The sequence below is a fragment of the Rhizobium moroccans genome (assembly GCF_057559155.1).
Genome location: NZ_JBHFJG010000017.1, coordinates 1 through 15,939 on the forward strand (window position 1 = coordinate 1; position 15,939 = coordinate 15,939).

General features: G+C 62.8%; 12 protein-coding genes. 11 read left to right on the forward strand and 1 reads right to left on the reverse strand.

Annotated elements, in window-relative coordinates; all coding sequences use genetic code 11:
• Window positions 1-703 precede the first annotated feature (703 nt).
• From ACE04I_RS11995 to clpB, 11 genes are all read left to right on the forward strand, one after another.
• The gene (locus ACE04I_RS11995; RefSeq protein ID WP_082118450.1) at window positions 704-1,540 is read left to right on the forward strand and encodes an SH3 domain-containing protein; all 837 of its coding nucleotides are present in this window, start codon (window positions 704-706) and stop codon (window positions 1,538-1,540) included.
• 233 nt (window positions 1,541-1,773) lie between these two features.
• Complete coding sequence (locus ACE04I_RS12000; RefSeq protein ID WP_046796387.1) at window positions 1,774-3,048, forward strand: aspartate kinase; 1,275 nt, start codon at window positions 1,774-1,776, stop codon at window positions 3,046-3,048.
• 84 nt (window positions 3,049-3,132) lie between these two features.
• Complete coding sequence (gene ptsP, locus ACE04I_RS12005) at window positions 3,133-5,400, forward strand: phosphoenolpyruvate--protein phosphotransferase (protein WP_046796388.1); 2,268 nt, start codon at window positions 3,133-3,135, stop codon at window positions 5,398-5,400.
• A 33-nt stretch (window positions 5,401-5,433) separates the two neighbouring features.
• Window positions 5,434-6,516, forward strand: coding sequence for a peptide chain release factor 1 (gene prfA, locus ACE04I_RS12010; protein WP_046796389.1), 1,083 nt, complete (start codon window positions 5,434-5,436; stop codon window positions 6,514-6,516).
• A complete protein-coding gene (gene prmC / locus ACE04I_RS12015) occupies window positions 6,513-7,376 on the forward strand; it encodes a peptide chain release factor N(5)-glutamine methyltransferase (RefSeq protein ID WP_046796390.1) in 864 nt (287 codons plus the stop codon). The genes prfA and prmC overlap by 4 nt, the downstream gene beginning before the upstream one ends.
• Before the next feature lie 321 nt (window positions 7,377-7,697).
• Window positions 7,698-8,474 carry a DUF4167 domain-containing protein gene (locus ACE04I_RS12020; protein ID WP_046796391.1) on the forward strand — a complete coding sequence of 259 codons (777 nt, stop codon included), beginning with the start codon at window positions 7,698-7,700 and terminating at the stop codon, window positions 8,472-8,474.
• Between the two features lie 157 nt (window positions 8,475-8,631).
• Window positions 8,632-8,955: an ArsR/SmtB family transcription factor gene (locus ACE04I_RS12025; RefSeq protein ID WP_046796392.1), complete on the forward strand. Its 324-nt coding sequence runs from the start codon at window positions 8,632-8,634 to the stop codon at window positions 8,953-8,955.
• Complete coding sequence (locus ACE04I_RS12030) at window positions 8,952-9,362, forward strand: SRPBCC family protein (protein ID WP_046796393.1); 411 nt, start codon at window positions 8,952-8,954, stop codon at window positions 9,360-9,362. Before ACE04I_RS12025 ends, ACE04I_RS12030 begins: the two co-directional genes overlap by 4 nt.
• A 90-nt stretch (window positions 9,363-9,452) precedes the next feature.
• On the forward strand, window positions 9,453-9,683 hold the full coding sequence (locus tag ACE04I_RS12035) for a hypothetical protein (protein WP_046796394.1): 231 nt from the start codon (window positions 9,453-9,455) through the stop codon (window positions 9,681-9,683).
• A 102-nt stretch (window positions 9,684-9,785) separates the two neighbouring features.
• Window positions 9,786-10,442 carry a LysE family translocator gene (locus ACE04I_RS12040; protein ID WP_046796395.1) on the forward strand — a complete coding sequence of 219 codons (657 nt, stop codon included), beginning with the start codon at window positions 9,786-9,788 and terminating at the stop codon, window positions 10,440-10,442.
• Window positions 10,443-10,634: 192 nt separating this feature from the next.
• Entirely contained in the window at window positions 10,635-13,235 is a 2,601-nt protein-coding gene (clpB, locus tag ACE04I_RS12045; protein WP_046796396.1) for an ATP-dependent chaperone ClpB, read from the forward strand.
• Window positions 13,236-13,316: 81 nt separating this feature from the next.
• Here the strand turns inward: clpB and ACE04I_RS12050 are convergent, their stop codons facing one another.
• Entirely contained in the window at window positions 13,317-15,254 is a 1,938-nt protein-coding gene (locus tag ACE04I_RS12050; protein WP_046796397.1) for a M23 family metallopeptidase, read from the reverse strand.
• Window positions 15,255-15,939: the final 685 nt, after the last annotated feature.

Here is a 15,939-nt window from a genome sequence, read left to right on the forward strand (position 1 = left end):
GAGGATGACGAACCTTGAGGTTCTGCAAAAGGTGCCAAACTCGAGGTCGTGCCTTGGGGTACACCCAGCAGTACCGCTCTCGGTGTGGTCTCCAGTGATCCTGGCCTCAGTGATACCGTCCTCGGCGGCTGATCGGGGCACCCTTGCTCGAACCTTCTCTTTCGTCATCCTCGGGCTTGTCCCGAGGATCCAAGCACAAACAACAATCATGAGACGGCAATGGTCCTCTCCGTGGCAAACTCCCTCCGATCTTCCTCGTCAGAGGGAGATGCCGTCGGAGATGACGGAGGGATAACAGCTCCGCAAAATCAGCCTGTGTGTGTCGAGGCACCCCCTCTGCCCTGCCGGGCATCTCCCCCTCAAGGGGGGATCGATATACCGCGCTGCCGCCGTTCACCCTCGCCCCGGGGAGAGGGTGCGCCGAGCGAAGCGGAGGCGGGGGTGAGAGACACGCAAATGAACGCCGGCCCCGATTAAAATCGACCGTATGGAAGGGCAAGTCTTGTTGCCGATGCCGGCGAGTGGAAGGGGTTTCTGTCGCGAATGAAGAGCTTGAATGCCGCCCGAACGCTTTATTCATGATCCATTCAGCACTCATCCGGAACAATCAAGCGATCTCGGGCATTTAACGTGCCGGATCAACCCGTCTCGCGATGAGAAGGGCGTATCGAACAAGAACATCGTTCCTTCAGGAGGACATCCCTTGAAACGCATAATGATGAGTGCCGCGGCTTTCTGCGCCCTGCTCGTGGCGCCGTCGATCGCGGACGCAGCAGTCAGGGGCTTTGCGACGGCCAACGTCAACATGCGCTCCGGACCCAGCACCGGCTATCCCGCCGTCACCGTCATCCCGGTGGGCGCGCCCGTCACCATCAATGGCTGCATGAGCAGCGTCAACTGGTGCGACGTTTCCTTCGTCGGCGGCCGCGGCTGGGTTTCCGGCCGCTACGTGCAGGCGGAATACCGCTCCGACCGCGTCTATATCGGGCCGGAATACTACCGTCCGCTCGGCATCCCGATGGTCACCTTCGACGTGGATACCTATTGGGGCCGCTACTATCGCGACCGCGATTTCTACCGCGACCGCGACCGCTGGCGCCGGTATAGCGGCGGCGACTGGGATCGCGGGCCGGATCGCCGCCCGCCTCCACCCCCGCCGCCGCGCTGGGAGCGCGACCGTGACCGGGATCGCTGGGATCGCGACCGGGAGTGGGATCGCGACAGAACCCGCGAAGAGTGGCGTGACCGCGATCGCGATCGTGATCGCGACCGGTCCCGCGAGGAATGGCAGCGTGACCGCGAGCGGCAACGCGAGGACATGAACCGCGACCGTGATCGCCAGCGCGAAGAGATGAATCGTGAGCGCGAGAGAGATCGCGAGCGGGCCCAGCAGCGCGAGCGCGAAAGGGATCGTGATCGTGACCGGGACCGCGCCAGGGAGCGGGATCGCGGCGATGCTCTCAGGGGCAGCGGCATGGTTCCCGGTGCCCGCGGTGGCCTCTGCGCAGCAAACGACCAGCGCTGCATCAACGGCGACTGAGCGCTTCCAGATATCCAAGGACGGCGGCGGGGCTTCTGGGCTCCGCCGCCTCATGTTTTTCATGCCAATGCAGGGCCCTGTGGTGTGGGCCCTCATATATGAGCTGCCCATTGCGCGGCCCCCGCCTTTTCGCTAAGAGACCCCCGCAACTTTATGCCTTCGTCACAGAGGCGGTTTGAAAGCAGACGCTCCCCCAAGGTTTCCGGGGCGCGAACGGGTGGTATTGGTCAGTTATGGCTCGCATCGTCATGAAGTTCGGCGGCACGTCCGTCGCCAATCTCGAACGCATCCACAATGTCGCGCGCCATGTGAAACGCGAGGTCGAGGCGGGCCACGAGGTGGCGGTCGTCGTATCGGCCATGTCGGGCAAGACCAACGAACTCGTCGGCTGGGTCGAGGGGATGCCCAAGGTGACGGGCGCCAACTCGCCCTTCTACGACGCGCGCGAATACGACACGATCGTGGCTTCGGGCGAGCAGGTGACCTCCGGTCTCCTGGCGATCGCGCTGCAATCCATGGGCATCAACGCGCGCTCCTGGCAGGGCTGGCAGATCCCGATCCGCACCGACAGCGCCCATGGCGCAGCGCGCATCCTGGAGATCGACGGTTCCGATATCATCAAGCGGATGGGCGAGGGGCAGGTGGCTGTGGTCGCCGGCTTCCAGGGGCTCGGCCCCGACAACCGCATCGCCACGCTCGGCCGCGGCGGTTCCGATACGTCCGCGGTGGCGATCGCCGCGGCGGTCAAGGCCGACCGGTGCGATATCTATACGGACGTGGACGGAGTATATACGACCGATCCGCGCATCGTGCCTGCCGCCCGTCGGATGAAGAAAGTCTCCTTCGAGGAAATGCTGGAAATGGCATCCCTCGGCTCGAAGGTCCTGCAGGTGCGTTCGGTCGAGCTTGCCATGGTCTTCAAGGTCCGCACCTTCGTGCGCTCCAGTTTCGAAGATCCCGATGCGCCGGGCATGGGCGACCTGCTTAACCCACCCGGCACTTTGATTTGCGACGAGGAAGAAATCGTGGAACAGGAAGTCGTCACCGGCATCGCCTATGCCAAGGATGAAGCGCAGATTTCGCTCCGGCGCCTTGCCGACCGCCCCGGCGTATCCGCCGCGATCTTCGGCCCGCTCGCCGAAGCGCATATCAACGTGGACATGATCGTGCAGAACACGTCGGAAGACGGTTCGAAGACCGACATGACCTTCACGGTTCCCTCCGGCGACGTGCAGAAGGCGCTCAAGGTTCTGGGGGAGAACAAGGAAACGATCGGCTTCGACGTCGCCCAGAACGAATCAGGGCTGGCCAAGGTTTCGGTGATCGGCATCGGCATGCGCAGCCATGCGGGCGTGGCCGCGCAAGCTTTTAAGGCACTTGCCGAAAAAGGCATCAACATAAAGGCGATCACCACCTCGGAAATCAAGATTTCCATCCTGATCGACGGCGCTTACTCCGAACTCGCCGTTCGGACTTTGCATTCCACCTACGGTCTGGATAAGAGTTGATTGTGAGCCGGCTCGACGCGCTTTGATTTTTCCTCGGCGCGGCGTATTCGGATGTGAGACGTCGTTTCGGGAGAACTATGGCCGATGAGAGATCTGTCGGCGGGTCCACGCGTTCTGCTCAGGCGCCTGCGCGAATTGATGGCGGAGCCGCTTGATCCGCAGGAGCGGCTTGACCGGATCGTCCGTCAGATCGCCAGCAACATGGTGGCCGAGGTCTGCTCGGTCTATGTGCTGCGCTCCGACGGCGTGCTCGAGCTCTATGCGACCGAGGGCCTGAAGAAGGAAGCCGTCCACCTTTCGCAGCTGAAGATGGGGCAGGGCCTCGTCGGCACCATCGCCGCATCGGCCCAGCCGCTCAACCTTTCCGACGCGCAGGCGCACCCCGCCTTCCGCTATCTCCCGGAAACGGGCGAGGAAATCTACCATTCCTTCCTTGGCGTTCCTATCTTGAGAGCCGGCCGCACTTTGGGCGTTCTCGTCGTCCAGAACCGGGCCAGCCGAAACTATCGCGAGGACGAAGTCGAGGCGCTTGAAACCACGGCAATGGTAATCGCCGAGATGATCGCGACCGGAGAACTTAAGAAGATAACCCGGCCGGGCCTCGAACTCGACCTCACCCGCGCGGTGACGATCGAGGGAGACGGTTATAACGAAGGCATCGGATTGGGCCACGTGGTGCTGCACGAGCCGCGCGTCGTCGTAACCAATCTCCTGAACGAGGACGCGGAAAACGAGATCACGCGGCTTGCCGAAGCGCTGGGTAGCTTACGCATATCCATCGACGACATGCTGTCGCGCCGCGAAGTCGCCCAGGAGGGCGAGCATCGCGAGGTGCTGGAAACCTATCGCATGTTCGCGCACGACCAGGGCTGGGTGCGCCGCATGGAAGAGGCGATCCATAACGGGCTGACCGCCGAAGCGGCGGTGGAGAAGGTGCAGAGCGACACCAAGGCGCGCATGCTGCGCCTGACCGATCCCTATCTGCGCGAGCGCATGCACGATTTCGACGACCTCGCCAACCGGCTGCTTCGGCAGCTCACCGGGTATAGCGGCCGCACGGTCGATGAGGGCTTCCCGAACGATGCGATCGTACTGGCTCGCGCCATGGGCGCGGCGGAGCTGCTCGATTATCCGCGCATGAACCTGCGCGGCCTGGTGCTGGAGGACGGCGCCGTCACCAGCCATGTGGTGATCGTGGCGCGCGCCATGGGCATTCCGGTGGTCGGCCAGGCGGCCGGCGTCGTCGCGCTCGCCGAGAACGGCGATCCGGTCATCATCGACGGCGATGACGGGCAGGTGCATTTGCGGCCGATGGTGGACCTGCAGAAGGCCTATGGCGAGAAGGTGCGGCTGAGAGCCCGCAGGCAGGAACAGTTCCGCGCGCTCCGCACGGTTGAGCCGGTCACCAAGGACGGCAAGCGCATAAGCCTGCAGATGAATGCCGGCCTGATGGTCGACCTGCCGCAGCTTGCCGAATCCGGCGCCGACGGCATCGGGCTTTTCCGGACCGAGCTGCAATTCATGATCTCCTCGACCATGCCGAAGATGGAGGAGCAGGAGGCCTTCTACCGCAATGTGCTGAGGCAGGCGGCCGGCCGGCCGGTGACCTTCCGCACGCTGGATATCGGCGGCGACAAGGTGCTCCCCTATTTCCGCAGCCATGACGAGGAGAACCCGGCGCTCGGCTGGCGGGCGATCCGCCTTTCGCTCGACCGGCCGGGACTGCTGCGCACGCAGCTGCGGGCGCTGCTGAGAGCCTCGGCGGGAGCCGAGCTGAAGATGATGCTGCCGATGGTGACCGAGGTTGCGGAAATCCATGCGGTGCGCGAACTGATGCAGAAGGAAGTGCAGCATCTTTCGAAGTTCGGCTACGGCCTGCCGCGCAAGCTGCAGTTCGGCGCCATGCTGGAAGTGCCGGCGCTGATGTGGCAGCTCGACGAGCTGATGGCGGAGGTGGATTTCGTCTCGGTGGGATCGAACGACCTCCTGCAGTTCACCATGGCCGCCGATCGCGGAAACGCCCGCGTCTCCGACCGGTTCGACAATCTGGGCAAGCCGTTCCTGCGTATCCTGCGCGATATCGTGCGGGCTTCGGAGCGGAACAACACGCCGGTCACGCTCTGCGGCGAGATGGCGGGCAAGCCGCTCTCGGCCATGGCGCTGATCGGGCTTGGTTTCCGCTCGGTCTCGATGGCGGCGACCTCGATCGGGCCCATCAAGGCGATGCTGCTTGCGCTCGACGCGGACAAGCTCTCGGCCGAACTGCATGCCGTGCTCGACGATACCGGATCATCGGAGCCGGTGCGCGACCTGCTGGTCCGGTTCGCCGAGACCAATAACATCCCGGTTTAGCGGGCAACAATAACAAGAACGGAGTAGGTCAGGGTGGCGAAGCTTCCTGTTGAAAAGATGCGTGAACTGGAGCGCCGCTTCGGCGAGATCGAGGCGCGCATGTCCGCGGGGCCTTCCGCCGAAGTTTATGTGAAGCTGGCTTCGGAATATTCCGAGCTTCAGCCGGTGGTGCGCAAGATCCGCGATTACGAGAAGGCGGTCGCCGAGGTGGCGGGTCTTCGTGCCATGCTTGCCGACAAGGCGACGGACCGCGAGATGCGCGAGCTTGCCGAAATGGAGCTGCCGGAGGCTGAGGAGAGTGTCGAGGCGTTGGAAAAGGACATGCAGATCCTTCTCCTGCCGAAGGATGCGGCCGACGAGAAGAGCGCCATTCTGGAAATCCGCGCCGGCACCGGCGGCAACGAGGCGGCGCTCTTTGCCGGCGATCTGTTCCGCATGTATGAGCGCTATGCCAGCACGCATGGCTGGAAGGTGGAAGTGCTTTCCGCCAGCGAGGGCGAAGCGGGCGGCTACCGGGAAATCATCGCGACGGTTACCGGGCGCGGGGTTTTCTCGAAGCTGAAGTTCGAATCCGGCGTGCATCGCGTCCAGCGGGTGCCGGACACGGAAACGCAAGGGCGCATCCACACCTCGGCGGCGACCGTGGCGGTGCTGCCCGAGGCGGAAGAGATCGACATCGAAATCCGCCCCGAAGACATCCGCATCGACACGATGCGCTCCTCCGGTGCGGGCGGCCAGCACGTCAACACGACCGATTCCGCCGTGCGCATCACCCACCTGCCGACCGGCCTGGTGGTGACCAGCTCGGAGAAATCGCAGCACCAGAACCGCGCCAAGGCGATGCAGGTGCTGCGCTCGCGGCTTTTCGACATGGAGCGGCAGAAGGCCGACAGCGAGCGCTCCGCCGACCGCAAGAGCCAGGTCGGTTCCGGCGACCGTTCCGAACGCATCCGGACCTATAATTTTCCGCAGGGGCGGGTGACCGACCACCGCATCAACCTGACGCTCTACAAGCTCGATCGCATGATCGAAGGCGAGATCGATGAACTGGTCGATGCGCTGATCGCGGACTACCAGGCGGGCCAGCTCGCCCGGCTCGGAGAGAACCAGAGATGACGAGGCTCGACGCCGCAGTGGCCGAGGCCCGCGCCAGGTTTTCGGCGGCCGGACTTGCTGATGCGGCGATCGAGGCACGGATGCTGATCGGCGGACTGCTAGGGCTCTCCAATACGGAGGTTTTCACCGGCGGCGACCGGCTGTTGACCGAGGCCGAACAGGAGAAAATCGCGCAAGCGGTGGAGCGGCGCTTGAAAAGGGAGCCCGTGCACCGCATATTAGGGATACGTGAATTCCATGGCATGGAGCTCCTGATCTCGAAGGAGACATTGGAGCCTCGCCCGGACACCGAAATCCTGGTGGATTCGATGCTGCCTCACGTGAGGCGGATTGTCGCAGGGAAGGGCTCGGCCCTCCTGCTCGACATCGGTACGGGCACCGGCGCGATTGCGCTTTCGTTTTTGAAGGAATTTCCGCAACTTAGCGGGGTTGGAAGCGATATCTCGCAAGACGCGCTCGAGACCGCCGCACGCAATGCGGAACGGCTGGGAATGGCCGCAAGGTTCCAAACGGTGCGCAGTACATGGTTTGAAAATATTTCGGGGCGCTTTGACATAATCGCGTCAAATCCCCCATATATACGCAGCGATGTTATCCCCGCACTGGAACCGGAAGTCCGGGATTTCGATCCGCTGGCGGCGCTCGACGGAGGGCCCGATGGACTCGATGCCTATCGCGCGATTGCCGCGGAGGCAGGAAATTTCCTCCAGGAGGACGGCGTATTAGGCGTCGAGATCGGATTCGACCAGAAGCGAGCCGTCACCGACATTTTTGCTTCCCATGGCTTTGTGCTTCGCGAAGCGGTGCGCGACTATGGCGGCAATGATCGGGTGCTCGTGTTTTCAATCGATCGGCAATGATGTTGACCAGCGAAAGAAAAGGCTTGGATTTCCGGATGAAGCGGGATAGCGTGACAGCACGCATCGGGGCGGCTGGGAATGAACAGCGATTCGTTCGGGTTATAAGGTCAACCCCAAAGCCTGCTCTTTTCGAAGAGTTGCGAAGGTTGAGCAAACCCGGTGCGTGATTCAGTTAATTCGACTTTCACAAGCGGCAGGACGCTTTTTCCGCCCTGTGCGCGGCGCGCGAAGTCTTGCTCCGGCTCGACGCTGGAACGGCCGCGCGGCCCTTTACCAGCGATGACAGATTATCAGCGTAGACAGAGAATTGGTGAACGATAGATGAGGCCAGGACAGCAGAACAAACGCGGTCGAGGGCGCGGCAGCAACAATGGCGGCGGCGGCGGCGGTAACAACAACAACTTCAACCGCAAGGGTGGCAATCCGCTGACGCGGACTTACGATAGCTCGGGTCCCGATCTGAAAATCCGCGGAACCGCCCAGCATATCGCCGAGAAGTATTCGGCTCTGGCCCGCGATGCCCAGAGCTCCGGCGACCGGGTGATGGCCGAGAACTATCTCCAGCACGCCGAGCACTATAACCGGATCATCGCGGCCGCCCAGGCCCAGATGCAGGAGCGCTTCCAGCGCGACGACCGCCACGACTACAACGACCGCGACGGCAATCTGGATCAGGACGATCTGGATATGGCCGATACCGATGATACTGGCTCGTCGCAGCCGGTGATCGCCGAAGCGCAGCCGGAGCAGCCGCAGGAACAGCGCAACGAGCAGCGTTCCCGCGAAGGTCGCCCCCGCGACCAGCAGCCGCGCCGCGAGCGCCGTCCGGAGCCCGCTCCGGCCGCCGAGGCCACCGACGATGGCAGCGGCCCGCAGCCCGTGATCGAGGGTACGCCGGCGGAAGTCGCCGTCGAGGAAGAACAGCAGGCAGAAGCCGCTCCGCGCCGCCGCCGCAATGCCGGCAATCGCGCGCGTCGTCCGCGCCGCGGCGAGACCGCTGACGAGGGCGAGGAAGCAGCAGCCGGTTCCGCCGACGAGTCAGGCGAATCCGGTGAAGTCCCGCAGCCGCCTATATTGGCTGCTGCCGCTTCGGAATAAGCGCAGGCTTCAGAGACTGACAAAAAATAAAACTCCGGCCGAAAGGCCGGAGTTTTTTTCGTCTTGAGGAACCGCGTTGATGTTTCGCGCTGCCGCTTGACTCACTCATAGCTCGTCGGTTATGGATTTCTCATAGCCAACGAGTTATGGGTTTGTTATGTCTGAACCCCACGATGTCCTTTTCAGAACACTTGCCGATCCGACGCGGCGGGCCATTTTCGAGCGGCTCTGCCGCGACGGAGACCAGACGGTTGCGGCCCTGACGGCCGGGGCCGGGGTTTCCCAACCGGCCGTCTCGAAACATCTCGGGGTTCTGAAGCAGGCGGGGTTGGTTCGCGACCGCCACCAAGGACGGAACACGCATTATAGCGCCCAACTCGACGCGCTCGCGCCGCTGATCGACTGGACAAGCCAGATGACCGGCTTCTGGCAGGGCCGGTTCGACGCCCTGGAAGACTTGCTCAAAAGGATGGACCAATGAACGAAATGTCGACCGAAACGCTTTCCGTCGTTCTCGAACGAGAGGTGTCGTATCCGCCGGAAAAGATCTGGCGCGCGCTCACGCAACCGCATCTGATCGAGGAGTGGCTGATGACGAACGATTTCAAACCCGAGAAGGGGCATCGTTTCAATCTTCGCGCCGATTGGGGCGCCGTCGACTGTGAGGTCCAGGCGATCGAGCCGCACAAGATACTGGTCTATAGCTGGGATACCAAGGACCTCAAGAGCACCGTCACCTGGACGCTTACCCCCACGGATAGCGGAACCCAGATCCGCATGGAGCAGTCGGGCTTCCGGCCGGATCAGCAGCCGTATTTCCGGGGCGCCCATGCCGGTTGGCCGAGGTTCCTCGACGCGATGGAACGGGTTCTGGAGCGGCTGGACTGAAATCCAAGGGAACTTTTTTGCGCATGTCGCGCAAAACCGCTGCACACTTTTGCGCGACATGCGTCAGATTTCGTTTTTAGGGAGGTCGGATTGAACTGGAACAAATGGATTCGGCAAGTCCACCGTTGGCTGTCCGTCATCTTTACGGTGACCGTCATCGCCAACTTTGCTTCTTTCGGGCTGGCGGGAGAGCCTCCCGCCTGGGTGGTCTACTCGCCATTGCCGCCGCTTTTCCTGCTGCTGTTCACCGGGCTCTACATGTTCGCGCTGCCCTATGCCGATATGTGGCGCAGGGCACGGCGTGCGGTCGAAATCGAGTGAACGGATTGGCGGGCATAGGGTCAGGGTAAAGGCACGGGATCGCCCGGATAGCGAAACTCCAGGGTTGCGGGAACCTCCACCACCCGCGGGAGTTCCAGGGCAATGCCAGATCCCGCTACCTATGCCGCATTTCTCGGCGCCGTGCTTGCCTATCAATTGTCCGGAGTGGGTCCGGACATGATGCTCGTCATCAGCCGTGGCATCGGGCAGGGGAGAAAGGCCGCTCTTGCCACGGCCTTCGGCTGCGTCGCGGCGGGCGCAATTCAGATACCCCTGCTGGCAATGGGTCTTGCCACCGTCATCATATCCTCGCCGCCGCTCTACAAAGCCATGCAATTGATCGGCGCGGCCTATCTGATCTATCTCGGAATACGTTTCCTGGCCGCCGGCGGGAAGACGGCCTCGGGCGACATGCAGGATCGTGTCGGGTCGCCGTCGCTTGCCGGCTCTTTCCGGCAGGGCGTCATCTGCAATCTGACAAATCCCACGGCGCTTTCCTTCATGCTCGCGGTCCTTCCGCAATTCGTGCACCCGTCCGCAGGCTCCGCGGCGCTGCAGTTTTTCGTTCTCGGTGCGACAATGAAGCTGACGGGACTGCTCATTCTCGGCACGGTGGCTCTGACGTCAGGGGCGTTCAAGGATTGGATGTCGCGCAACACGTCCTTCGTGGTCTGGCAACAGCGTATCGCGGGCGGCATCATGATCGCATTCGGCGTGAGACTGCTGCTTTCTCCCGCTTCGCCCTCCCTTCACCGCTGAGCCGTTCCGGCTGACGGCGGAGCCAGATGGCCAGGGGCGAAAAGCTATCCGGCTGATCCTTTAAATCCGTGAAATCACCTACCATATCTCCGTCAGCGCCGAGTTGATCGGCGGGGGCTCGCCTTCGGGGAGCCCGATCTCAACCATCGGCCTGTGCCTCAGGAAGGGCAGGGCGATTCAGGAGGTATAGGCATGAATATAGAGAAATATTCCGAGCGCGTGCGGGGCTTCCTGCAATCGGCGCAGACCCAGGCGCTGGCCTCGGGTCACCAGCAGTTCGCGCCCGAACACGTATTGAAGGTTCTGCTCGACGACGACCAGGGCATGGTGGCCTCGCTGATCGAGCGCGCCGGCGGCAACGCCAAGGAGGCGCGCATCGCCAACGATGCGGCGCTCGCCAAGCTGCCGAAGGTTTCCGGCGGCAACGGCCAGATCTATCTTTCCCAGCCGCTCGCCAAGGTGTTTTCGACGGCCGAAGAGGCAGCCAAGAAGTCTGGCGACAGTTTCGTCACCGTCGAGCGGCTGCTGCTTGCGCTTGCCATCGAAAGCTCGGCCTCGACCTCCGCGAGCCTGAAAAAAGCAGGCGTGACCGCGCAAGGGCTGAACCAGGTCATCAACGAGCTGCGCAAGGGCCGCACGGCCGACAGCGCCAATGCCGAACAGGGCTTCGACGCGCTGAAGAAATATGCGCGCGACCTGACGGCCGAAGCCCGCGAAGGCAGGCTCGACCCGGTCATCGGCCGCGACGACGAGATCCGCCGCACGATCCAGGTTCTTTCCCGCCGCACCAAGAACAACCCCGTTCTGATCGGCGAGCCCGGCGTTGGCAAGACGGCGATCGCCGAAGGCCTGGCGCTCAGGATCGTCAACGGCGACGTGCCGGAAAGCCTGAAGGACAAGCGGCTGATGGCGCTCGACATGGGTGCGCTTATCGCCGGCGCGAAATATCGCGGCGAGTTCGAGGAGCGACTGAAGGCGGTGCTCAACGAGGTGCAGGCCGAAAACGGCGAGATCATCCTGTTCATCGACGAGATGCACACGCTGGTGGGCGCCGGCAAGTCCGAAGGCGCTATGGATGCCTCGAACCTCCTGAAGCCGGCGCTCGCGCGCGGCGAGCTGCACTGCGTCGGCGCCACCACGCTCGACGAGTACCGCAAGCATGTGGAGAAGGACGCCGCACTTGCCCGCCGGTTCCAGCCCGTCATGGTGGACGAGCCGACGGTCGAGGACACGATCTCGATCCTGCGCGGGTTGAAGGAAAAATATGAGCAGCACCACAAGGTCCGCATCTCGGATTCGGCGCTCGTGGCTGCCGCGACGCTTTCCAATCGCTACATCACCGACCGTTTCCTGCCGGACAAGGCGATCGACCTGATGGACGAGGCCGCCTCGCGGCTGCGCATGCAGGTGGATTCCAAACCCGAAGAGCTCGATGAGCTCGACCGGCGCATCATCCAGCTCAAGATCGAGCGGGAGGCGCTCAAGAAGGAAACCGACAGCGCCTCGGCCGACCGCCTGGCGCGCCTGGAAACCGAACTCACCTCGCTCGAGGAAGAGGCGGATGCGCTGACCGCCCGCTGGCAGGCGGAAAAGCAGAAGCTCGGCCTTGCCGCCGACTTGAAGAAGCAGCTCGACGAGGCCCGCAACGAACTGGCGATCGCCCAGCGCAAGGGCGAGTTCCAGCGCGCCGGCGAGCTTGCCTATGGCGTGATCCCGGGGCTCGAAAAGGAGCTGAAGGAAGCCGAGGAGCGCGACAGCGCCGCCGCATCTATGGTGCAGGAGGTCGTGACGCCGGACAATATCGCCCATGTGGTTTCCCGCTGGACGGGCATTCCCGTGGACAGGATGCTGGAAGGCGAGCGCGAAAAGCTTCTGCGCATGGAGGACGAGCTGGCGAAAGCTGTCGTCGGCCAGGGCGACGCCGTGCAGGCGGTCTCGCGTGCGGTCCGCCGCTCGCGCGCCGGCCTGCAGGACCCGAACCGGCCGATCGGCTCGTTCATCTTCCTCGGTCCGACCGGCGTCGGCAAGACGGAGCTGACCAAGACTCTCGCCCGTTTCCTCTTCGACGACGAGACGGCGATGGTGCGGCTCGACATGTCGGAATACATGGAGAAGCACTCCGTGGCCCGGCTGATCGGCGCGCCTCCCGGCTATGTCGGCTACGAGGAAGGCGGCGCGCTGACGGAGGCCGTTCGCCGCAAGCCCTACCAGGTCGTGCTGTTCGACGAGATCGAGAAGGCGCATCCGGACGTGTTCAACGTCCTCCTGCAGGTGCTCGACGACGGGCGCCTGACGGACGGGCAGGGCCGCACAGTCGACTTCAGGAACACGATCATCATCATGACCTCGAATATCGGCGCGACCTATCTCACCGAATTGCCGGAAGGCCAGGACGTGGAAGCGGTGCGCGAGCCGGTGATGGAGATGGTGCGGGCGCATTTCAGGCCGGAATTCCTGAACCGCGTCGACGAGATCATCCTCTTCCACCGCCTGCGCCGCGAGGACATGGGCGCGATCGTCGACATCCAGATGAAGCGGCTGGTTTCGCTTCTGGCGGAGCGGAAGATCGTTATCGACCTCGGAGAAGACGCCCGCGACTGGCTGGCGGCCAAGGGATACGATCCGGTCTATGGCGCACGGCCGCTGAAGCGGGTGATACAGAAGTTCATCCAGGACCCGCTGGCCGAGCAGATCCTCGGAGGGCAGATCCCGGATGGTTCGATGGTGGCGGTGAGCTCCGGTTCTGACCGGCTGCTCTTCCGCGTCGAGCGCGACGTCAGCGAAGCTGCATAAGCCGGAGCGTCGAGAAACGAACGAAAGGCGGCCCACAAGGCCGCCTTTTTCGTCGTACGCTATGACTTACCGAAGCTGATATTACCGGCTGGCGACTTTGTCCGATTGCCCGCTCGTACCGAGCAGCGCATCGACGCGCTTGCGCTCTTCCTCGAAGCGGGCGAGTTGGCGACCGGTGAGCGAGCTGCCGCCGGGAAGGCGGATCTTCATCGCGTCCACCTTGGTGCCGTTGACGATCAGCTCGTAATGCAGATGCGCGCCGGTGGACTGGCCGGTCGAGCCGACATAACCGATGACCTGGCCCTGGGTTACCTTCGCGCCGGGCCTGACGCCCTTGGCGATGGCGCTCTGGTGATTATAGGAGGATTCGTAGCCGTTGGCATGCCGCACGATAGTCTGGTTGCCGTAGCCGGAAGACCAGCCGGCCGATTCCACGACGCCATTGCCGGTCGCGATGATCGGCGTACCGCGCGGTGCAGCCCAGTCAGTGCCGGTATGCATGCGCGAAAAGCCGAGGATCGGATGGCGCCGCATGCCGAAGCCCGAGGTCAGGCGGCCGTTCGGCACGGGGTTGCGCAACAGGAACTGCCGGATGCTCTTGCCCTCGGCATCATAGTAATCCACCGAGCCGTCTTCCGGGTTCTGGAAGCGGTAGAAGCGGGTATGCGTGTCGCCGAAACGGGCGTTGACGTAGAGCAGCTCGGATTCACGGGTCGCCTGACCCTTCTCGTCGGCCACGGAGAAGAAGGCCTCCACGCTGTCGGTCGGCTTCAACTGCGCCTGCAGGTCGACGCTGCTCGCAAGCAGCTTTACCAAGAGGCCGGTCATATCCGTCGTCATGCCGTAGGAGAGGGCGGCGCGATAGATGCCGTCATAGACGCGCGGCAGTTCCCGGCCGGCTATGATCTGCGGCGGCTGCTCGCTGAAGGCCGATGCGACCGCATCGAGCATCTGCGGTTCATGCCCGTCGACGAAACGTCCGTGGTCATCGACCGCCACCGTCACGACATGATCGCCGCGGTGATAGACGCTGGCGCGAACGACCAATACCATGTCGCCTTCCTGAAGCACGCCGATGCGCAGCACGTCACCGGTGGAGAGTTCCTTCTTACCGAGGCGCTGCTCCAGATAGGTTCCGATCTCGTCGGCCTTGCCCTTGGGATAACCCACTTCCGTCAGCGCGGCGGCAATCGGCATGTCGCGGCGGATGGGGATGACGTCGTCGGCATATTCCCGCGTCTTCGGCGTGAACGGCTCGGAGGCCGAAACGGTCATGTTCTGCTCGACGATGCGGGCGGCCAGTCCGGCGGTGATGTCGAGATCGCCTTCATTGTCGGCGGAGAAGCGGCGCGGGTCCACGTAATAGAGCGCGGAAAGCTGCGCATTGCCATCCGCCAGGACCGAGCCGTTGGAGCGGACATTCTCCTCCACCTCCTCCAGCGTCATCGAGGGCGCGTATGCATAGGTCGCATCCTTCACGGGGAAGGCGACAGTCTGCAGGCTGACCTCTGATTCGACTTCCGAGCCATAGATCGCGCCGGTGCGGCTGGCCGCGGGGGAGCTTTCGGCGGAGGCGAAGATCTTCAAGGGATCGAAGGAAGGATAGTCTTCCTGAGCCACGTGATTGACCGCGAGGTTCATCTTCACATGGGCGAAAGGCTTGCGGCGGATGACTTCCTTATTGCCCTCGTGAACGACGGTGGCCACTTCCATGACCTTCCGGTCCGTCGGCATGGCCACGATATTGCCGCCGAGCAGACGGCCGCCGCGGGAAACCTCGCCATCCCCATCATCGGCGGGAAGAGCGGCGGATGCCTCGGCGGGTATCGCGAGCTGCTGGCGGCCGTCGAGAGCGGCAAACAATGCGACGCCCATAAGGATAGAAGAGGTGATGCCCGTCAGGAAGGTTCCGGAGAGCCAGCGAAAGGAAATCTCACGCCGGTCGGGCGCGCGCCTGCCATCGGCAAGGATCGGCGGTTCGTTGCCAAGCGAACGGATCATACTGCGCGCCGTCGTCATCCGGTTCGTCAAATCCCCTTGGTACTGCCGGCAGATCGAGCCCCCCGCGCCGGACGTGGGCCAAACATGTGCCCGTTTCGGCGCCGGGAGTCAAACTCTCCGCGGCGGCATACGCCTCTTGAAATCGGGTTGCGAATCCCCATCTAAAGACTGCTAATCATGAGATTGTGAATTTGTCGGGGCAGTTTCGGGGCGTTCCACAGGAAGCGTCGCGAGCGGCCCGGGAAAAATGTCGTGGAAGCGGCTCCTTTTCCGGACAAATTCTGAGTGGTTTCGAATTTTCCAAGAAAAATCAGCTACTTGTCAGATTTCTTGGATTTTTGAAAACAACGCTGTTGACTTGTTTCCGGGGCTCCGCTTATAACGCCGCTCACTGAACGAGGGCGGCGGCGCTGCTGGCGACGAAGTCCTTTGTTCTAGAGAAATCCTAGAGATTGGCTGACGCTGATTGGAGCCGGGTTTAGAGTTCGGCTTAGGGATTTGGTGACGTCTGGTTTTCTGGATGTCTGTTATTTGACAATTGAATATGAGAAGAAAGAGAAACGTGGTCGGCGGCGTCTCGCGGGGTCCTTTATGGGATCTCATTGAAGACAAAGTGACGGTCACGTTTTGACAAGAGAACACCTTGTTTCTTTTGGTTTCACTGCCTTTCGCCATTCCTTGCGGAATGACGGGAGCTGAAACC